Below are 19,621 nucleotides of genomic sequence, written 5' to 3'. Positions count from 1 at the left end.
CGGGTGGCAGATCAGGTAGAGGTGTGTCAGTAGCGCTATACATAAGGTACAAACGGGCCAGAAGGCCCAGGGAAAGGTGCAGGCAAAGACGGTGGCGGATTCAGGTACAACAGCCCGCGGGACTGGCGGTGTCGTGCGCCGGCTCGTGATCGTCGAGTCTCCGACCAAGGCCCGCAAGATCTCTTCTTATCTCGGCAACAACTACGTGGTGGAGTCATCCCGCGGACACATCCGGGACCTCCCACGCGGCGCTGCGGACGTGCCCGCCAAGTACAAGGGCCAGCCCTGGGCGCGACTCGGTGTCGACGTCGAGCACGACTTCGAGCCGCTCTACGTGGTCTCGCCGGACAAGAAGTCCACCGTCACCGAGCTCAAGTCGCTGCTCAAGGACGTCGACGAGCTCTATCTCGCGACAGACGGTGACCGGGAGGGTGAGGCCATCGCCTGGCACCTCCTGGAGACCCTCAAGCCCAAGGTCCCGGTCAAGCGGATGGTCTTCCACGAGATCACCGAATCGGCCATCAGGGCTGCCGCCGAGAACCCCCGTGACCTCGACGAAGACCTGGTCGACGCCCAGGAGACCCGACGCATCCTCGACCGCCTGTACGGCTACGAGGTGTCGCCGGTGCTGTGGAAGAAGGTCATGCCGAAGCTCTCGGCAGGCCGTGTGCAGTCGGTGGCCACCCGCATCATCGTCGAGCGTGAACGCGAGCGGATGGCGTTCCGGTCGGCAACCTACTGGGACATCGCTGCCACGCTCGACGCCGGCGCGGAAGCGACACCGCGCAGCTTCGGCGCCAGGCTGGTCAGTGTCGACGGCGACCGCGTGGCCAGTGGCCGCGACTTCGACTCCGCCGGTGCGCTGAAGAAGTCCGACGGCGTGACGGTGCTCGACGAGTCGCGTGCCGTGTCGCTCGCGTCAGGGCTCCAAGGCGCCGCGATGACGGTCTCCTCGGTCGAGGAGAAGCCCTACACGCGCCGCCCGTATGCGCCGTTCATGACCTCGACGCTGCAGCAGGAGGCCGGCCGCAAACTCCGGTTCACCTCCGACCGCACCATGCGCGTGGCACAACGGCTGTACGAGAACGGCTACATCACCTACATGCGTACCGACTCGACCACGCTGTCCGAGTCGGCCATCACGGCCGCCCGTAACCAGGCCCGTGATCTCTATGGGGCCAACTTCGTCCATCCGACGCCGCGGCAGTACACCCGCAAGGTGAAGAACGCGCAGGAGGCGCACGAGGCCATCCGGCCGGCGGGTGAGTCCTTCCGGACGCCTGGTCAGGTCGCTTCGGCGCTGCAGACCGACGAGTTCCGGTTGTACGAGCTGATCTGGCAGCGCACGGTCGCTTCGCAGATGGCCGACGCGCGCGGCACCACGATGAGTCTGCGGATCAGCGGTAAGGCTCAAACCGGCGAGACCTGCACGTTCGCCGCGTCCGGTCGCACCATCACCTTCCCGGGCTTCTTGTCGGCCTATGTGGAGACGGTGGACGAGCAGGCCGGCGGCACCGCCGACGACGCCGAGAGTCGCCTCCCGAATCTCGTCGAAGGTCAGTCTCTGACCGCAACCGAGCTGCGTCCCGACGGGCACACCACCAACCCACCCGCCCGATACACCGAAGCCTCTTTGGTGAAGACGTTGGAGGAGTTGGGGATCGGACGCCCGTCGACGTACGCGTCGATCATCGGCACCATCCAGGACCGCGGGTACGTGCACAAGAAGGGTTCGGCTCTTGTGCCGTCCTGGATCGCGTTCGCGGTGGTGGGTTTGCTCGAGGCGTATTTCAAACGCCTTGTCGACTACGACTTCACGGCCACCCTCGAAGACGATCTCGACCAGATCGCGCAAGGCGCAGAGAATCGCACCGCCTGGCTGACCCGCTTCTATTACGGGCAAGAGGGAGCAGAAGGACAGGCCGGCACCGGGCTCAAGAAACTCGTCGGCGTGAACCTAGAAGAGATCGATGCCCGTGAGGTCAACTCGATCAGGTTGTTCGACGACGAACAAGGTCGCCCGGTGTACGTGCGGGTCGGCCGGTTCGGTCCGTACCTCGAGCGCACCGTCACCCCAGAAGGTGGTGGCGAACCGGAGTCGCAGCGCGCCAACCTGCCCGACGACATCACACCCGACGAGCTCACGCTGGAATTGGCCGAAAAGCTTTTCAGCACACCGCAAGAGGGCCGCACCCTCGGTGTCGATCCGCTCACCGGGCACGAGATCGTCGCCAAGGAAGGACGTTTCGGTCCGTACGTGACCGAGATCCTCCCGGATCCGGAAGACGAAGGCGACGACGGCAGTTCGGTCCCGGCGTTGACTCCACCCCCGGCTCCGACCCCGCTCGACGACGGCGCAACCCCACTCGACGCCCCGACGGGTGGCGGTGGCACAGCAACCGCCACGAAGAAGGCGACCGCCAAGAAGACCGCGAAGAAGGCAGCCAAGAAGGCCGGCCCCAAACCGCGCACCGGATCGCTGTTCAAGTCGATGGAGATCGGCTCGGTCACACTCGACGACGCGTTGAAGTTGCTGTCGTTGCCACGGGTTGTCGGGCAGGATGCCGAAGGCCAGGAGATCACCGCACAGAACGGTCGCTATGGGCCATATCTGAAGCGCGGCACCGATTCTCGTTCGTTGACGTCTGAGGACCAGATCTTCGACATCACCTTGGATGAGGCGTTGAAGATCTACTCCGAACCCAAGCGCCGCGGTCGGGCAGCAGCTGCTCCTCCGCTGCGTGAGCTGGGCAAGGACCCGGTGTCCGAGCAGCCGATGGTGATCAAGGACGGCCGTTTCGGTCCATACGTCACCGATGGCGAGACCAACGCGAGCCTGCGAAAAGACGATGACGTCGCGTCGATCACCGACGAGCGTGCGTCGGAGTTGTTGGCGGACAGGCGTGCTCGCGGACCGGCGAAGAAGTCGGCCAAGAAGGCGTCCAAGAAGGCTCCGGCAAAGAAGGCTCCGGCAAAGAAGGCCGCTGCCAAGAAGACAACAGCCAAGAAAACAGCTGCGAAGAAAGCTCCGGCTAAGAAGGCTGCTGCCAAGAAGAAGGCGGACTAGCCACCACGATCGTCCCCGTCAGCAACGGCTGAGGGCATATGTCCCTCCGCCCCGGCCGACGGGGACGATATTGGTGAAACTAGACCTCGACCTCGTATTTCGGCCTCGCCAAACGTGTCTCAATGCCCCGACCACGTAGTTCGACACCTTCGCCGATGTCCCAGTGCTCGGCTTCCTCTGACGACGCCAGGTAGACGGCGCGGGCCGAACCGAGTACGCGACTCGGCTCGAACTTGGCCAGATCGGTCAGCCGGGCCGCCTCGTTGACCGGGTCGCCGATGACGGTGTACTCGAGTCGTTGTTGCGAGCCGATGTGTCCGGCGATCGCCTTACCCGCTGATACGCCGATGCCCACATCGGTGTCGCCCAGCGCGGTGTCCAGTTCCTGACGCAGCGTCCTGGCCGCGGCCAGCGCGTGGCCGGCGAAGTCTTCTTGATCCAACGGTGCGCCGAAGATCGCGAGGGCGGCGTCGCCCTGGAACTTGTTGACGAAGCCCCCGTGGCGCCCGACGACGTCGACGATCACCCGGAAGAACTCGTTGAGCAGGTTGACGACGTCGCGGGGCGGCCGGTTCACGGCCAGTCGGGTCGATCCGACGATGTCGACGAACAGCACGCCGACGTAGCGTTCTTCGCCACCGAGTTCGGTGCCGATCTCGATGGCGCGGCGCGCGACGTCCTCGCCGACGTAGCGGCCGAACAGGTTGCGGAGCTGTTGGCGCTCGCGCACATCGGCGACCATCTCGTTGAACCCCGCTTGCAGGAGGCCGAGGTCGCTGCCGTCGTAGATGCGCACGGAGGTGTCGAGGTTTCCTTCACGCACCTCGGCCTGCGCGAACCGGAGTTGTTTGATGGGGTCGGCGATGGCGGACACCACGCGCACGAGACCGATCGAACCGAACGCGAGTGCGGCGATCGCCATCCACAGGACAGGGCGTTGCAGACCGGCGGCGTCGGTGTCGATCACGCCGATCTGCTGACCGATCACCAGCGCGATGATCACGCAGAGGGGAGCGGCCACGCTGATGATCCAGAACAGGATGATGCGCTGGGTGACGCTGGGGGCCGTGGCGCTCTCGGGGTTGTTGGCCATCGCGGCAACGGTGATGGGCCGGAGTACCTTCTCCGACTGCATGTAGCCGAGCACGCAGGTGATGAGGGCGCCGACGAACGAACCGAGTGCCACGACGATGGCCGTCTTCGCTGACTGCGACAGACTGAGCAGGGCGAAGATCGCGCCGCCGAGCAACCACAGGGCGCCATGCACCTGCACCAGCAGTACCGGGAGGCGGAGGGCGCGTCGGCGTGCGCTCTCGTTGTCGAGTCGCGATCGTCGGCGGGTCCAGACGAGAACCGGAAGTGACAGGGCGATGGTGGCGTACGCACTCACCAGGCCGGCGATGAAGAGGTAGACAACGAACACCAGCTGGCTCAGGCCGCTGATCTCGGACAACTGGACCGACGTCTGCTGAGGGAGACCGAACCGGAGGAATGCGAAAGTGAAAAGGGCACCGACGACATTGGCCCGGAGCATGTCCAGAGCCAGCACCGGCCACGGTGTGCGCACCAGCCAGCGCAACAGGTGCCATCCCCGTTGTACGCGTGACTGTCTCTCGACCACGTGACCACGGTAGCTGGCTGCTTGCAAGAGTTAAACACGACAGTCGGAGCCGCCCGATAGGCTTGACCTGTGACAACTGTGTTCGATCGACTTGTCGGCCAGCACGCGGTGGTGGGTGAACTCACATCGGCGGCGGTTGCCGCAGTTCGGCTCGCCGCCTCGCGCGACCTTCAAGCGCACGGAAATGACCCGTTACCACTGCTTGCCGGGGACCCGGACTCCGGCTCATCGGCGATGACACACGCGTGGCTGTTCACCGGCCCGCCCGGTTCGGGGCGGTCTGTGGCGGCTCAGTGTTTTGCAGCTTCGCTGCAATGTGAGGTGACCGATTCGCCCGGATGTGGGCGATGTCACGCGTGCACAACTGTGATGGCGGGCACACATTCGGATGTTCGGAGGATAGTCCCGCAGGGACTGTCGATTCCGGTGAAGGACATGCGAGCCATCGTTCAGACCGCTGCGCGCCGTCCCAGCGTGGGTCGCTGGCAGGTTGTGGTGATCGAGGATGCCGACCGGCTCACCGAAGGAGCGGCCAACGCGCTGCTGAAAGCGGTCGAGGAGCCGCCACCTCGCACGGTGTTCTTGCTGTGCGCCCCCAGCATCGATCCCGAGGACATCTCGGTGACACTCCGGTCGCGGTGCCGACACGTGGCGCTGACCATGCCGTCGGTGGCCTCGATCGCCGAGGTGCTCATCGAGTCCGACGGCATCGATCCGGAGATGGCGAAGTGGGCCGCGTCGGTGTGTGGCGGCCATGTCGGCCGGGCGCGACGGCTGGCCACCGATGACGAAGCTCGTGAGCAGCGCAAGCAGGCACTGGCAGTCGCACGGGCGGCCACCAGGGACGCGACGGCGTACTCGGCGGCCGAGGCTCTTGTGAAGTCGGCCGACGCCGCGGCCAAGGCCATCAGCGCCAGACTCGACGAGGCCGAGACCGAAGAGATGCGTACGGCGCTCGGCGCCGGCGGCACGGGTAAAGGTGCGGTCGGGGCCATGCGGGGTTCGGCCGGAATCCTCAAGGACCTCGAACGTCGGCAGAAGTCCCGGGAGACGCGCACCGGGCGCGACCTCCTCGACCGGGCTCTCGTCGACCTGGCTGCCCTGTTTCGTGATGCGCTGGCCGCGTCGTACGGATCGTCGGTGACCGCGATGCACCCCGACATGTCCGAGCAGACCGTCGCGATGGCCGGCTACGCCCGCCGCGAGGAGCTGCTGGCCTGTGTCGAGGCGGTTCTAGAGTGCCGGGAGTCGTTGAGCTTCAACGTCAAACCGAAGTTCGCGGTCGATTCGATGGTCGCCAAGATCGGCTTGGCTCTGCGCCACTGAATGCGGCGGGCGTTCATGTCGCCGACGATTCTGCGGTTCCGAGTTCCTCGAGGCAGGTGCGGAAGACCTCAAAACGATCTGCGCCGAGTCGATGGGCCCAGACTCGTTCGACCTCACCGATCGCTTCGCGCGTTCGCTTCACCGCGGCCATCCCACGGGGAGTCGGCGTGATCATCGTGGCGCGGCGATCGGTCGGGTCGCCTATGGATTCGACGTAGCCGTGCTCTTCGAGGTGACCGATCAATTGCGAGATGCCTTGCCTCGTGATCGCGGTGCGCTCGGCGAGAGTGCTGGGCCGGGTTCCGTCCTTGTCGATGGAGTCGAGGATCCGCAGATGCGACGGGCGCAGCGGCCCCGCATCGCCGAGCTGTGTGAGCAGGTCGTGGCGGAATCGGGTGAACGCGTCGTCCATCAGGGCCGCCAGATGGTTCGTAGGAGACCGTTGCGCCATTTAGTAAAGTTCCTTTAGTATAAAGCGAGTTGATCAAGCTAGTTTACTACTCTGGCGGGTGTCCACCATGATCGAGATGCCGCTTCCTTCCGGCAACACGTTGTCCACCGTCGCTTGTGCACTCGGCGTGACCGCGCCCTTCACCTACTCGGCCCGGCCGCTCGACTTCGAGGTCGCCGCGCCAGGCACAGGTGGCCTCTGGCGTGTGCGTATCGCCGGGTCCAACGGTTCGTCGACCTCGGTGGTCAAGGCGCTGCGGCATCCGAGCGGCTGGCCGATGCTTGCTCAGCTCTCCGAAGCAGACCGGCAGATGTTTCTTGCGACGTTCCCGTGGTCGGGTGAGCCCGAGGTGCTGACCGAACTCACGGCGGTGTGCCCGGAGGGCATGCGCGCGGTCGGTCTCCTGGAGTCGCAGTGGCACGGCGACCACCTCCGGACGATGTGGATGGAGGACCTGGGCGAGGCATCTGCGCCGTTCACCGCCGAACAGATCGCAGGCACGGCGCGCTTGCTCGGTGAACTTGCCGGCCGTCGCACCTTGGCCGGATCGGCGATGTCCGAGGCTTTCGACGACGGCTTCGCCCTCACGATGATCGCGAGGGGCCGCGTCATGTCCGGTCTGCTCCCGCTTCTCGCAGGACCGATGGGGGATGCCGCACGTGGCCTTGTCTCCGAAGAACTCGTCAGCGACCTGCTCTGGGTCGGTGGACATCTTGAGGATGTACTCGGCGTGGTCCACGCATTGCCCCAGACGCCCGTACACGGAGACGCCGCGCCGGAGAACCTGCGGCTGGATCCGTGTGATCCTCACACGATTGTCCTGATCGACACCGCGCAATTTCCCCGTCATGCGGTCGGGTACGACCTCGGGCAACTCCTGTTCGGCCGGGGCAGTCCGGCGATCGTGATGGGCAAACGCTTCATCGAGGACGTTGTGGACCAGTTCGTCCAAGGGCTGGCCGATGGTGGCCTGCCGACGGCCGCCGCGGATGTGTGGACGGGGTTTGTCGGGTCGGCGCTGATCCGCAACGGCTTCGATGTCCTCACGCCCGGAGACGATTTGCCGGACCGGATCGCGACCACGCGGTATCTCATCGACAAAGCCGTGGAGCTGGGCCTTTTGCCGCTTCGAGAGTCCACTGACTGAGCCGGTTTGGTTGCTGTCGGCTCCGGTCGATAGACTCGTCTGCGCTGCCTTGGCAGCACGCCGCCTTAGCTCAGTCGGTAGAGCGCTTCACTCGTAATGAAAAGGTCGCGAGTTCGATTCTCGCAGGCGGCTCCACGTCAGAACCGGCACCGATCGGTGCCGGTTGGTGCATTCGGCAAACACTAGGTGGCGGTTGATTCATGGGTGTCCTCGTCTGCTTCCACGCTCATCCCGACGACGAGGTGTTCGGAACCGGCGGGATCATCCGCCTCTCCGCCGATGCCGGCCACCGGGTGGTCCTCGTCACGGCCACCGACGGTGCCGCGGGTGAGGTCCCCGACGGACTGCTGGGCCCGGGCGAATCGCTTGCCGAACGCCGGCGAACCGAACTCGAGAAGTCTGCCCGCATCCTGGGCGCGCACCGCCTGGTCATGCTGGGCTACGCCGATTCTGGGATGGCCGGCACGCCGGAGAACAACAGCCCGGACGCCTTCGCCAACGTCCCCGTCGAGCAGGCGGCCGAACGCCTGGCCGCTGTGCTCAGCGAGGAGAAGGCGGATGTCATCACGCTGTACGACAGCAATGGCGGTTACGGGCACCCCGACCACATCCAGGTACACCGCGTCGGAATGCGCGCCGCGGAAATCGCCGGCGTGGAGAACGTGTACGAGAGCGTGATCAATCGAGATCAGATGCGCGAGATGATGATGTCGAACCCGGAATGGAACAACGACGACTCGCCGATCGATTTCGAATCGTTCGGCACCCCGGAAGCGGAGATCACCACAAGGGTGGACGTAGCTGCGGCCATTGCGGCCAAGCGCGCGGCGATGCAGGTGCACGAGACCCAGATCGGCGACTTCGGCCCCGTGCTGAAAATGGCGGACGAGGAATTGAAAGCTGCGTTCGGAACCGAGTGGTTCCGGCGGGTCGGCTCACAACCGGGTGGCGCGAAAGAGCTGTCTCTGCCGTTGTAGTCCGGCAGACCAGAGTGTCTTTCGAGTTGACCTCAGGGCTCGAGCGGACCGGAGGTGTCATCGGGCACCGTCCAGGTCGCCACTTCTGAACCGCCCGCGAACGACAGGGCGACGATTGTCTCGCCGGCGGGCAGCACAAACGCGACTGAACCCGTGGCCACGTCGTTCCGGGTGAGGGTTGTCGCTTCCAGTGGGTGCTCGAGTGCTGTTGCGACGGTTGTCAATTGGCTTCCGCCCGACGTGCGCGCAGTGAGCTCTGCGGGCTCGAGAAGTGCGGTGCCGCGCACCAACTGGACCGTGGCATCGACAACGTGGAGCGAGCCGCCCGAGCAGTCTGCCCCCTCGGCGCCCGCGCGCACGTTGTCCAGTGTGATCCGGAGTTCGGCGCCGCCGGTGTCGACCACCACGGCGTCACCCAGTTGGTGGGTCTGTGGCGCCCCGGCGATGAGCGATGCAATTGACTTGCTGTCGGCGACCGTGGGCGAACGGTTCTCCGGTGTCACCTGAATGAGTGCAAGAGTAACGGCGGTTCCGCCGCCCAGTATCAAGAGAACAAATGCATATGTGAGAACGGTTGCAATCACATTCCGTTCGTGTTGATCGTCTCGCACAATTCTCTTCTTTTCGGCAGGGCGTTCTTTGTTGTCGCTGGTCGAACGCGTTTAGATGAGAGTACGGGGAGTCCGCAAACATTTCTCGATGGGGCCGACAAAAAGAAAGTGAAATATAGTTGCCGGCTTCACGAACATTCGTTTGCGTAAGGATCGGACACAGCCACTCGCATATGCTCGATACGTGACTGAACAACCGGCCGTCGATGCGCGGATCACCCGCACGCGACAAGTGGTCATCGAGGCGATGCACCGCATCTTCGAGGAAGAAGGCGCCTCGGGGCTCACGCATCAGCGTGTCGCGCTCAAGGCGGGGGTGGGGCGGGCGACGATCTACCGGCACTGGCCGACCACACTGGACCTGCTCGTCGACACCCTGCGCGACATCGATCAGACGATCATGCAGCCCGGCGACGAACCATTCGACGAGTGGCTGCGGAATCAGCTCACGCACGCCGCTGCGGAATTGGCTCTGCCGACCAGTCGGCAATTCATCGCCTTGATGATCGCCGAGGCCGACAACCACACGGTGATCGCAGACCTCGGTGCCGAACTCATCGAGCGGACGTACCGGGTGATGGAAGGGATGATCGACCAGGCCGTCGAGCGTGGCGAACTGGATCGACAACTCGATCGGACGGACGTGGTGGCAAGAACACTGGGGCCGATCATCTATCGAACCGCGATGCAGCGTCTTGACGTGACGCCCGGTTTCATCGACCAGATCGTCGATTCCGTGGCCCGCCGCTGAGCAAACCGTACGCTGGACGAAATGAGCGATTCTTCGGCGCCGCTGTGGTTGTTTGCCGACCAACTCGGTTCCCATATCCACTCCGCCGAGGGTCATCTCGGTCGTGAGGTGGTCCTCATCGAGTCCACCGCGGCCTTGCGGAGACGGGCAGGCCATCGGCAGAAGGCGCATCTGTTGTTGTCGGGGATGCGGCACCTGGCCGACGACCTCGGCGATCGAGCGCATTATCTGAAAGCAAACGGGTACCGCGACGCCCTCATCGAGTTCGGCCGGCCGGTGGTGGTGCACGAGCCGACCTCGTGGGCCGCTCACGACTTCGTGCATCGCCTCCAGGCGGAGGGACTCGTCGAAGAGGTACTGCCCAACCCGTCGTTCGCGCTGCCCAGAAGTGACTTCGAACAGTGGGCGGGGAACAGTTCACGGTTTCGCCTCGAGATGTTCTACCGCGATCAGCGCACGCGTTTCGACATCCTGATGGACGGCGATCAACCGACGGGTGGGGCGTGGAACTACGACCACGACAACCGGAAGTCGCCGCCCAAGACGCCGACGCTGGGAGTGCCCGATCCCTGGTGGCCCGAAGAGGACGGGATCGACGAGCAGGTGCGCGCCGACCTCGACGCACTCGACGCACCGTGGTCGGGTGTCGACGGGCCGCGGCTGTTCGCGGTGACGGCGACGGAGGCACAGTCTGCCCTCGAGACCTTCATCGATCATCGACTCGCAGACTTCGGACCATATGAGGACGCGATGATGGGCGGGGACTGGTCGATGTCCCACTCGCTGTTGTCGGTGCCGCTGAATCTGTCGCTGCTGCACCCGCTGGACGCGGTTCATGCCGCCGAAGCCGCCGCACGTGAAGGATCGGTCCCGTTGGCCTCCGCCGAGGGGTTCATCCGGCAGATCCTGGGGTGGCGTGAGTTCGTCTGGCATCTGTACTGGCATTTCGGTCGCGACTATCGCACCGGGAACAACGAATTGAACGCGCATCGGCCGCTGCCCGACTGGTTCCGCGATCTCGACGCCGGCGCGGTGACGGCCAAGTGCCTCTCCGACGCTCTGGGCGGCGTCCACGACCGAGGATGGGTCCACCACATCCCGCGGTTGATGGTGCTGGGAAACCATGCGCTGCAACAGGGTTACGACCCGGACGAGCTCACCCGCTGGTACACCGCCAACTTCGTGGACGGATACGAATGGGTGATGCCGGTCAACGTGGTGGGCATGAGTCAGCACGCCGACGGCGGCAAGATGGCGACCAAGCCGTACAGCTCGGGCGGCGCCTACATCAACAAGATGTCGGACTTCTGCAAGGACTGCGAGTTCGATCCGCGCAAGCGGATAGGCGCGGACGCCTGCCCGTTCACCGCCGGCTACTGGGCTTTCACCCATCGTCACCGTGATCGGCTCGCCAAGAACATGCGAACGCGGCGGGCCGTGGCGTCGATGGAACGACTTTCCGATCTCGACGCCGTCCTCGAACAGGAACGCCACCGGGACCGATTCTGACCGACACAATCGCCGAAAGCTGTCAACGGTTGGAATCGTGGTGAATATCAGCCGCCGCGGCTGGGGAACCCACACGGTGTGATCTCTATATTCGAATCCATGGCTTCCGCTCCGAGCTCCTACCTCGTATGCGCATCGCAACGCAGCGGTAGCACCCTCCTCGTCGAATCGTTGCGGGCCAGCAAGATTGCCGGAGAACCCGAAGAATTCTTCCAATACCTGCCATCGACGTCACTGCCGCCGCAACCGCGCCAGTGGTTCGCCGACGTCACCGATCCTGCCGTGCTCGCCCTGCTGGCCCCGCTGCGGACGGGGACGCCGAGCACCGAGACAAGCGACCAATGGCGTGAGCGCATCGCGCGCGAGGCGCGCACCCCCAACGGAGTATGGGGCGGCAAGCTGATGTGGAATCAGGTTCCGCTGGTGATCGACCGGGCCGAGGGCCTCACGGGCCGATCCGGTGGCGACCTCCGGTCCGCCATCGCCGACGTGATCGGCGAGGAACCGCTGTACATCAAGGTGAACCGGCCAGACGTCGTGGCGCAGGCAGTGTCGTTCTGGCGTGCGGTGCAGACGCAGGTGTGGCGGGGACACGCAGAACCAGAGGTCGATGCGGCGGCGCAGTACAACGCAGACGGTATCGCGCACCTGGTCACGATCCTCCGCGAGCAGGAGCGCGGGTGGCGCACCTGGTTCGAGCAGGAGTCGATCGCGCCGTTCGAGGTCGACTACGGCGAGCTGGCGGAGGACTCCACCGGAGTCACATCGCGGATCCTCGCCGCCCTCGATCTCGACCCTGCCGCAGCGCCGCCGCCGGTGCTGGAACGTCAAGCGAACAACCGGTCCGGTGAATGGGTAGAGCGATACCGAGCCGAGGCCCAACAGAGGGGGTTGCCAGTATGACAACGCAGATCACGGCCGACGTGACCCACGTCGATGAGCTGCGAGTTCTCGAAGCCGAGGCGGTGCACATCATCCGTGAGGTGGTGGCCGAACTTGAGCGACCGGTCTTGCTCTTCTCTGCGGGTAAGGACTCGATCGTGCTTCTCCGGTTGGCAGAGAAGGCCTTTCGGCCGTCGCCTCTGCCATTTCCGGTGCTGCACGTCGACACCGGGCACAATTTCCCCGAGGTCATCGACTTCCGCGACCGGCGCCTCGCCGAGGGCGGGCACAAGCTGATCGTCGGTTCGGTGCAGGACTCGATCGATTCCGGACGGGTGCAGGAGGTCGGCGGACCGGCAGGCTCGCGCAATCGTCTGCAGACGAGGACCCTGCTCGACGCACTGGAGGCCGGGAAGTTCGATGCGGCGTTCGGCGGCGCGCGGCGCGACGAAGAACGCGCTCGGGCGAAGGAGCGGGTGCTCAGCTTCCGCGACGAGTTCGGTCAATGGGACCCACGAGCGCAGCGACCCGAACCGTGGTCGCTCTACAACGGGCGCATCCGAAGGGGCGAACAGGTCCGCGTCTTCCCGCTGAGCAACTGGACCGAACTCGACATCTGGCGGTACATCGAGCTCGAAGGCCTCGAGTTGCCGCCGATCTACTTCGCCCATGAGCGCGAGGTGTTCGAGCGTGACGGAATCCTGCTGGCCACTTCGGAATTCACCAGTCCGGCCGAGGGGGAGTCGGCCTCTGTCGAATGGGTGCGCTATCGCACTGTCGGCGATCTGACCATCACCGGAGCGGTCCGGTCACGGGCCACCACGATCGCCGACGTGGTCACCGAGATCTCCGCATCCACCGTGTCCGAGCGTGGCGAGACCCGCGCAGACGACCGCACGTCCGCCGCGGCCATGGAAGACCGCAAACGGGAGGGGTACTTCTGATGACACGCCAACTGCTCCGGCTCGCCACCGCCGGTTCGGTGGACGACGGTAAGAGCACATTGATCGGCCGGTTGCTCCACGACACCGACAGTCTGCCGCTCGATCACCTCGAATCGGTCACCGACACCGAAGGTATTGCCGACCTCGCCGCCTTGTCCGACGGTCTGCGGGCCGAACGCGAGCAGGGCATCACCATCGACGTGGCCTACCGCTTTTTCTCTACGGCCACACGCAATTTCATCCTCGCCGACACCCCCGGTCACGAGGCGTACACCCGCAACATGTTCACCGGTGCGTCCAACGCACACGTGGCGGTGCTACTGGTGGACGCCCGTGCGGGCGTGGTACGCCAGACCCGCCGCCACGCCCGGATCGCCACGTTGCTCCGGGTGCCCCACCTGGTCGCGGCGGTCAACAAGATCGACCTTGTCGGCTACAGCGAAGAGCGTTTCGCCGAGGTCGAAGCCGAATTGCACGTGCTCGCACAACGTTTGGGTGTCCAGAACCTCACCGTTGTTCCGTTGGCCGCCAAGATCGGCGACAACGTCGTGAGCCGTTCGACCAACACCCCCTGGTACACCGGTCCGACGTTGCTGGAGTTCCTCGAGGCCGTCGAGTTGAAGGCGCCCGCCGCCGAACCGACCGAGGTACGTCTTGCGGTGCAGTGGGTGTCGCGGCCGGCCGCCGGCGAGCGTCGTCGCTACACGGGCCGGTTGTCTGCGGGAACCCTGCAGGTCGGTGATCCGATCGTGGTGCTGCCGTCGGGTTCCAAGAGTCGCGTCACCGCGCTCGACACCCTCGACGATGACCGCAGCGTAGCCGTCGCTCCGTTGTCGGTGTCGGTGGAACTGGCCGACGAGATCGACGTGGGCCGCGGCGACATGATCGTCAGTGGGACACCGGATGCGCACCTACCGGTCGCCGCCCGTGAACTCGACGTCACGGTCTGCTGGTTCTCGGAGACGCCGCTTCGTGCGGGGGACCGGATCGCGCTCAAGCAGGCGACGCGCACGGTGCGCGCCACGGTCCAGGAGCTGCACAGTCGACTGGATCCCGAGACACTCGGCGAGGATCCGCATCCCGTGGAACTCGCGCTGAACGACGTCGGCACGGTGACGTTGCGCACCAGCTCCATCGTGGTGGCCGATCCGTACGCGGACAACCGCGATGTCGGCGCGTTCATCCTCATCGACGAGAACTCCAACGACACGGTGGGCGCCGGTACCATCACCGAGCCTCGAGAGGTCAAGCCGGGCGCCCGGACACGCAGCGACATCAAGTGGCATCCATCCTCCCTCGAACGCACCCATCGGTGGAGTGCGGTCGGTCAGCGGGGAGCGGTCATCTGGCTCACCGGCCTCCCGGCGTCGGGCAAGTCGACCGTCGCGGTGGCACTCGAGCGTGCTCTGGTCGAGTCGGGCCGGGTGGCCTATCTGCTCGACGGCGACAACGTGCGCCACGGGCTGTCGGACGACCTCGGGTTCTCGGCCGGGGACAGGGCCGAGAACATTCGCCGTGTCGGGCATCTGACCAGGCTCTTCGCCGATGCCGGGGTGGTGGCGATCGCATCGCTGGTGTCGCCGCTGCGCAGTGACCGGGAGATTCCCCGGGCACTGACCGCCGCCGCCGACCTTCCGTTCATCGAAGTCCATGTGGCCACGCCGCTGGCCGAGTGCGAGCGTCGCGACCCGAAGGGGCTCTATGCGAAGGCACGCGCAGGCGAACTCAAGGGACTCACCGGGATCGACACGCCTTACGAGGCGCCGGAGAACCCGGACCTGGTGATCGATACGACGGGCGCCGATGCCGACGAATTGGTGCGGCAGATCCTGGAGATCCTCGCCGATCGCGAGCACGCAAGCGTCTAGTCCGCCTGCTTGTGAGTTCGAGTATCGAGCCCGGGGTTCCGGGGTTCAGGGCACCTCGTCGGTCTTCAGGAGACCGAAGACGACGAGGTCGTGCCTGCGACCGTTCTTGCCGGGTGCTGCCGATCGGAGCACACCCTCCTGGGTGAACCCGCACTTGCGGGCAACGGCGCGTGACGCCTTGTTCTCCGTGTAGGCGTCCAGTTCCACCCGAACGGCACCGAGCTGCCAGGAGAACTCGATGAGCAGCCGGGTCGCCCGGGTGGCGACACCGGCGCCGCGTGCCCAGGGAGCCACTGCGTACCCGATCTCGGTCACCGCGTCGTCGTCCTTGGCACGCAGACCGCACACCCCGAGGAACGCGTCGTCGGGATCGACGATCGCGACGTCGAACCCCGGCCACACCTTGACCGACCGATCCTCGACGAAGTCGCGGGCGTCGGCCTCGGTGTACGGACTCGGAACCACGGTGAACTCGGCGGTCGCGTGGTCCTGACTGGCCGCGAGTACGGCACCGATGTCGTCGTGCACGAAGGGTCGGAGGGTGATCACCTGATCGGTCAGTGTGGGGATGTGCCGAGGCCAGTCCATGTGTTCCACGGTAGTGGCGAGTGGCGGAGGCGCGGCGTCTCACACACCTCCACTAAGGTGCAGAAGCAACGTCCCCGGCCGCCTTGCCGGCCGCCCCAGCCAACGAAAAGGGAATGCATGCTTTTGGCCGCGTGGATCACGGTCGTCACCGCGGTGATCCTGATCGTGCCCGGGGCCCTGGTCGGACGGCGGATGTCATTGCCGTGGCCGGTGGCGGTCGCCGCGGGTGCGCCGCTCACGTTCGGCATGATCGGCATCTTCACCGTGCTCTACGGGGCGCTGTCCATCCCCTGGAACGTCGGGACGGCTGCCGTGATGGTGGGGGTGTCCTGGCTGGTGGCGTGGGGGTGGGACCTCGCAACCCGCCGATTCGGGTCACCGGCCCCGGAGGTTGCCGCCGAGGTGCCCCCGATCAGCCGCCCGGCTCTGTTGACCGTTGCCGCCGGTGTGTTGCTGGGTGCCCTGATCATCGTCCTGACGTCGATCCGGCGACTGATCGGCACCACGTTCTTCGGCCTGAACAACATCTCGCAGGTGTGGGACGCCCTGTGGCATGCCGATGCTCTGCAGTGGATCCGTGAGACCGGCGACGGGTCGTCGCTCCACATGGGCGAGCTGATGAATTACGACACGCACGGATTCAATTACTACCCGAACACATGGCACGACCTGGGCGCTCTGCTCTACCCGTTGACCGGTGCCAACACCGTGGAGCTGTACAACATCTACTCCCCGGCATCGCTGGCGTTCACCTTGCCGATCAGTATCGGGTCGCTTGCATATTGGCTGGGCCGCAAGCGATTCGATCCCGACCGCAGCGCGGTCTTTGCAGCTCTTGCCGCCGCGGTCACGGCCGTTTTCCCATCGTTGCCCTACGTGGAACTCGCGTTCACGGCAGTCCCCAACGCGGTCGGCGTCTCCTTGGCGCCGGTCACCGCGGTGCTCGTGATCAGTGCGGTCGGCGATCGTCGCCGGGTGCTCGCGGCTGTGCTCGCGATCGCCGGTACCGCAGCCACCCATCCGTCGGGGCTGGTGGTGATGGCGGTGATCGTCGGATCCTGGTGGCTGCTGCAGGCATTGTGGAAGCCGGTACGTGGTCGGGGCGGTGATGTCGCGACGCTCGCAGCGATCGGTGCGGGCGCACTGGTGCTGATCAGCCCCGTGATCATCGGCACCCTGAAGATCTCGGAGAACAACGAACTCTCCGGCTACGACTTCCGCGATGAAAATGCCGGCGTCGCAAAGGCGTTTGTGCGCGCCGCGTTCAACGGGACCGATCTGCTCGGCCATCAATACCCGTTGCTGTACCTGCTGATCCCGGCCGCCATCGGGCTGGGCTGGCTTGTGTGGTCACGCAACTGGGCTGTGGTCGCCGCCTGGTTGGCGTTCATCGTCACCACGGCGAACGCGGTCTACGACCTCGGCGGGTTGCCGTCGAAGTTGTTCGGCGCCTTGGGTGGATACTTCTACAACTCGCCACATCGACTGACCTTTGTGGTGTCGATGTTCACCGCGGTCGCTGCGGGAATCGGGCTCGGAGTACTGGTTCTCGGTGTCGCGCGGTTGCTGGCCCAGAAATCGGTCTGGCAGCGAAACCGGCTAGCGCTGCCTGCACTGACAGTGGTCGGCCTGCTCATCGTCGCCGGCGCGGGCGCCGTACGATACGCCGACAACGGGAAGATCGCCGTCCAGTACCGAAGCGGCGCGTATGTGGGTGTCGAGGACGTCGAGGCCTACAGGTGGCTGGCGCAGCAGCCGGAGGCGCGCAGCACCGTCATCCTCAACAACCTTGATCAGGGCAGTGGATGGATGTACCCGGTGGCGGATCTGACCCCGCTGTTCCCGTTCTACCGGGCAAACGACTTCAGCCAGCGTCAGTCGGATGTGTACTGGAACGTCGCCCGGATCGGCGCGGATCCGCGTATCGACCAGATAGTCCGGGACCTGGACATCAGGTACGTGATCGATGCACCACCGAGCTATTGGTGGTTCCAGAACGGCGCACCCAACCTCGCGGAAGGCCGGTTCGGTGACCCCTTCCTTCCGTTGCGCGAGAACGGTGCGCCCGGTCTGCGCGAGGTCTATCGGCAGGGCAACGTGACGATCTATGAGGTCGCGGACGCGATACGGAAAGGCGAGAAGTGATGCGCACCTTGGTCACCGGCGGCGCCGGGTTTATCGGTTCGACACTCGTGGATCGGCTGTTGGCCGACGGCCACGATGTTGTCGCTCTGGACGACTTCTCGCGGGGTACCCGGTCCAACCTGACCGGCGCCGTCGAACGCGGATGTCGGATCGTCGAGGGCGATCTCACCGTTGCGGACCTGGAAACGGTTGTGGCGCAGGCGCAGCCCGAGGTGATCTTTCATCTCGCTGCCCAGATCGACGTGCGCGCCTCGGTGAGCGATCCGGTTGCCGATGCCCAGGTCAATGTCGTCGGGACCGTACGGCTCGCCGAGGCCGCCCGACGAGCGGGAGTTCGCAAGATCGTGTTCACCTCGTCCGGAGGATCCATCTACGGGTCGCCGGAGCACCTACCGGTGGCGGAATCAGCACCGGTTGCGCCGATGAGTCCCTATGCGGCCGCCAAGGTGAGCGGTGAGGTGTACCTGAACATGTACCGCTCGCTGTACGGCTTGGACTGCACCCACATCGCGCCCGCCAACGTGTACGGGCCGCGGCAGGATCCACACGGCGAAGCCGGCGTGGTGGCCATCTTCGCGCGGAACCTGTTGTCGGGCAGCACCACCAAACTGTTCGGTGACGGTGGCAATACCCGCGACTACGTCTTCGTCGACGACGTCGTGCAGGCCTTTGTGCTGGCCGGCGGCGAACTCGGTGGCGGACAGCGCTTCAACGTCGGCACGGGGGAGGCCACATCCGACCGGGCACTACACACCCTGGTCGCCGAGGCCGCGCACGCTCCCGACGAACCGGTGTACGAACCGGCCCGGCTCGGTGACGTCAGGGACTCATCCATCGACGGTTCACTCGCCGGCGCCGTACTCGGCTGGTACCCGCAAGTGTCGCTGGCCGAAGGAGTTCGGCGCACCGTCGAGTACTTCCGCGCCGTCTAGCTCCCCGGTCGGTCCCCTGGGTCGCCGGTGGGCGAGGTCAACCCACCACGCGTTCGGTGGTGGCGTACTTGCTCTCGGTGGCCTCTTTGAGGGGCTGCCACCAATCGGTGTTGTCGCGGTACCACGCCACGGTGTCGGCGAGCCCGGACCGGAAGTCGGTGAACCTGGGCTGCCAGCCCAGTTCGGTGCGCAGACGGGTGGAGTCGATGGCGTAACGCATGTCGTGGCCGGGCCGGTCGGTCACGAAGTCGAATGCGTCCTTGGGCTGGTCGAGCAGTTCGAGGATCGTCTCGATGACCGTGCGGTTGTCGGCTTCACCGTCGGCGCCGATGAGGTAGGTCTCGCCGATCTGCCCCTTGTCGATGATGGTCCACACCGCGTCGTTGTGGTCGTTGACGTGGATCCAGTCCCGCACGTTGGCGCCCTGCCCGTAGAGCTTGGGACGAATCCCGCTGAGCACGTTGGTGATCTGACGGGGAATGAACTTCTCGATGTGCTGATACGGGCCATAGTTGTTGGAACAGTTGGAGATGGTGGCCTGCACTCCGAACGAGCGCACCCAGGCCCGGACCAGAAGGTCGCTGCCTGCTTTGGTCGACGAGTAGGGGCTCGACGGGTTGTAGGGGGTCTGCTCGGTGAAGCGTCCGGGATCGTCGAGTTCGAGATCGCCGTACACCTCGTCGGTGCTGATGTGGTGGTAGCGCACGTCATGCGCACGTACCGCTTCGAGTATCGAGAATGTGCCGACGAGATTGGTGTGAACAAAACTCGAGGGGTCGGCCAATGAATTGTCATTGTGCGA

General features: G+C 65.2%; 16 protein-coding genes and 1 tRNA gene. 12 read left to right on the top strand and 5 right to left on the bottom strand.

Annotated features, from left to right (window positions below; all coding sequences use genetic code 11):
* Positions 1-91: 91 nt before the first annotated feature.
* Positions 92-3,067 carry a type I DNA topoisomerase gene (gene topA, locus KXR83_RS21775; RefSeq protein WP_437426631.1) on the top strand — a complete coding sequence of 992 codons (2,976 nt, stop codon included), beginning with the start codon at positions 92-94 and terminating at the stop codon, positions 3,065-3,067.
* 79 nt (positions 3,068-3,146) lie between these two features.
* On the opposite strand, the gene KXR83_RS21770 is transcribed toward topA, so the two are convergent.
* The gene (locus tag KXR83_RS21770) at positions 3,147-4,688 is read right to left on the bottom strand and encodes an adenylate/guanylate cyclase domain-containing protein (RefSeq protein WP_437426630.1); all 1,542 of its coding nucleotides are present in this window, start codon (positions 4,686-4,688) and stop codon (positions 3,147-3,149) included.
* A gap of 69 nt (positions 4,689-4,757) precedes the next feature.
* On the opposite strand from KXR83_RS21770, the gene KXR83_RS21765 reads away from it, so the two are divergent.
* Positions 4,758-6,014: a DNA polymerase III subunit delta' gene (locus tag KXR83_RS21765; protein ID WP_437426629.1), complete on the top strand. Its 1,257-nt coding sequence runs from the start codon at positions 4,758-4,760 to the stop codon at positions 6,012-6,014.
* Between the two features lie 13 nt (positions 6,015-6,027).
* On the opposite strand, the gene KXR83_RS21760 is transcribed toward KXR83_RS21765, so the two are convergent.
* Complete coding sequence (locus KXR83_RS21760) at positions 6,028-6,465, bottom strand: MarR family winged helix-turn-helix transcriptional regulator (protein WP_437426628.1); 438 nt, start codon at positions 6,463-6,465, stop codon at positions 6,028-6,030.
* Positions 6,466-6,541: 76 nt separating this feature from the next.
* Between KXR83_RS21760 and KXR83_RS21755 the strand changes: the two genes are divergently transcribed.
* From KXR83_RS21755 to KXR83_RS21745, 3 genes are all read left to right on the top strand, one after another.
* Positions 6,542-7,612 carry a hypothetical protein gene (locus KXR83_RS21755; protein ID WP_437426627.1) on the top strand — a complete coding sequence of 357 codons (1,071 nt, stop codon included), beginning with the start codon at positions 6,542-6,544 and terminating at the stop codon, positions 7,610-7,612.
* 59 nt (positions 7,613-7,671) lie between these two features.
* Positions 7,672-7,747: transfer RNA gene (locus KXR83_RS21750), tRNA-Thr, on the top strand.
* Positions 7,748-7,812: 65 nt separating this feature from the next.
* The gene (locus tag KXR83_RS21745; protein WP_437426626.1) at positions 7,813-8,589 is read left to right on the top strand and encodes a PIG-L family deacetylase; all 777 of its coding nucleotides are present in this window, start codon (positions 7,813-7,815) and stop codon (positions 8,587-8,589) included.
* Positions 8,590-8,621: 32 nt separating this feature from the next.
* On the opposite strand, the gene KXR83_RS21740 is transcribed toward KXR83_RS21745, so the two are convergent.
* Positions 8,622-9,092 carry a hypothetical protein gene (locus tag KXR83_RS21740; protein WP_437426625.1) on the bottom strand — a complete coding sequence of 157 codons (471 nt, stop codon included), beginning with the start codon at positions 9,090-9,092 and terminating at the stop codon, positions 8,622-8,624.
* Positions 9,093-9,384: 292 nt separating this feature from the next.
* On the opposite strand from KXR83_RS21740, the gene KXR83_RS21735 reads away from it, so the two are divergent.
* The 5 genes from KXR83_RS21735 to cysC all read left to right on the top strand — a co-directional run bounded on the left by KXR83_RS21735 (position 9,385) and on the right by cysC (position 15,154).
* Positions 9,385-9,951, top strand: a complete 567-nt coding sequence (locus KXR83_RS21735; protein WP_437426624.1) for a TetR/AcrR family transcriptional regulator — start codon at positions 9,385-9,387, stop codon at positions 9,949-9,951.
* Positions 9,952-9,972: 21 nt separating this feature from the next.
* The gene (locus KXR83_RS21730; protein WP_437426623.1) at positions 9,973-11,460 is read left to right on the top strand and encodes a cryptochrome/photolyase family protein; all 1,488 of its coding nucleotides are present in this window, start codon (positions 9,973-9,975) and stop codon (positions 11,458-11,460) included.
* 99 nt (positions 11,461-11,559) lie between these two features.
* Positions 11,560-12,363 (top strand): trehalose 2-sulfotransferase, encoded by an 804-nt coding sequence (gene stf0, locus KXR83_RS21725; RefSeq protein WP_437426622.1) that lies wholly within the window; start codon positions 11,560-11,562, stop codon positions 12,361-12,363.
* On the top strand, positions 12,360-13,286 hold the full coding sequence (gene cysD / locus KXR83_RS21720) for a sulfate adenylyltransferase subunit CysD (protein ID WP_437426621.1): 927 nt from the start codon (positions 12,360-12,362) through the stop codon (positions 13,284-13,286). The genes stf0 and cysD overlap by 4 nt, the downstream gene beginning before the upstream one ends.
* Positions 13,286-15,154 carry an adenylyl-sulfate kinase gene (gene cysC / locus KXR83_RS21715; RefSeq protein ID WP_437426620.1) on the top strand — a complete coding sequence of 623 codons (1,869 nt, stop codon included), beginning with the start codon at positions 13,286-13,288 and terminating at the stop codon, positions 15,152-15,154. Before cysD ends, cysC begins: the two co-directional genes overlap by 1 nt.
* 45 nt (positions 15,155-15,199) lie before the next feature.
* On the opposite strand, the gene KXR83_RS21710 is transcribed toward cysC, so the two are convergent.
* On the bottom strand, positions 15,200-15,742 hold the full coding sequence (locus KXR83_RS21710) for a GNAT family N-acetyltransferase (RefSeq protein WP_437426619.1): 543 nt from the start codon (positions 15,740-15,742) through the stop codon (positions 15,200-15,202).
* 117 nt (positions 15,743-15,859) lie between these two features.
* On the opposite strand from KXR83_RS21710, the gene KXR83_RS21705 reads away from it, so the two are divergent.
* Positions 15,860-17,887 carry a DUF6541 family protein gene (locus KXR83_RS21705; RefSeq protein ID WP_437426618.1) on the top strand — a complete coding sequence of 676 codons (2,028 nt, stop codon included), beginning with the start codon at positions 15,860-15,862 and terminating at the stop codon, positions 17,885-17,887.
* Positions 17,887-18,819, top strand: coding sequence for an NAD-dependent epimerase/dehydratase family protein (locus tag KXR83_RS21700; RefSeq protein WP_437426617.1), 933 nt, complete (start codon positions 17,887-17,889; stop codon positions 18,817-18,819). The genes KXR83_RS21705 and KXR83_RS21700 overlap by 1 nt, the downstream gene beginning before the upstream one ends.
* Positions 18,820-18,856: 37 nt before the next feature.
* On the opposite strand, the gene KXR83_RS21695 is transcribed toward KXR83_RS21700, so the two are convergent.
* The coding region (locus KXR83_RS21695) for a dTDP-glucose 4,6-dehydratase (protein ID WP_437426616.1) at positions 18,857-19,621 on the bottom strand (765 nt) is incomplete at its 5' end.

Origin of the sequence: Williamsia muralis, from assembly GCF_051487485.1 — a bacterium.
In the GTDB taxonomy this organism is placed as follows: Bacteria; Actinomycetota; Actinomycetes; order Mycobacteriales; family Mycobacteriaceae; genus Williamsia; species Williamsia muralis_B.
The sequence above is the reverse complement of the archived record's forward strand: the minus strand, read 5'-3'. Positions and strand labels throughout refer to the sequence as shown.

Coding starts and splice junctions, on each gene's coding strand:
- KXR83_RS21760 (WP_437426628.1), bottom strand. CDS start 6,465: ATGGCGCAACGGTCTCCTACGAACCATCTGGCGGCCCTGATGGACGAC.
- KXR83_RS21745 (WP_437426626.1), top strand. CDS start 7,813: ATGGGTGTCCTCGTCTGCTTCCACGCTCATCCCGACGACGAGGTGTTC.
- cysC (WP_437426620.1), top strand. CDS start 13,286: ATGACACGCCAACTGCTCCGGCTCGCCACCGCCGGTTCGGTGGACGAC.
- KXR83_RS21705 (WP_437426618.1), top strand. CDS start 15,860: ATGCTTTTGGCCGCGTGGATCACGGTCGTCACCGCGGTGATCCTGATC.
- stf0 (WP_437426622.1), top strand. CDS start 11,560: ATGGCTTCCGCTCCGAGCTCCTACCTCGTATGCGCATCGCAACGCAGC.
- KXR83_RS21755 (WP_437426627.1), top strand. CDS start 6,542: ATGCCGCTTCCTTCCGGCAACACGTTGTCCACCGTCGCTTGTGCACTC.
- cysD (WP_437426621.1), top strand. CDS start 12,360: ATGACAACGCAGATCACGGCCGACGTGACCCACGTCGATGAGCTGCGA.
- KXR83_RS21730 (WP_437426623.1), top strand. CDS start 9,973: ATGAGCGATTCTTCGGCGCCGCTGTGGTTGTTTGCCGACCAACTCGGT.
- KXR83_RS21710 (WP_437426619.1), bottom strand. CDS start 15,742: ATGGACTGGCCTCGGCACATCCCCACACTGACCGATCAGGTGATCACC.
- KXR83_RS21700 (WP_437426617.1), top strand. CDS start 17,887: ATGCGCACCTTGGTCACCGGCGGCGCCGGGTTTATCGGTTCGACACTC.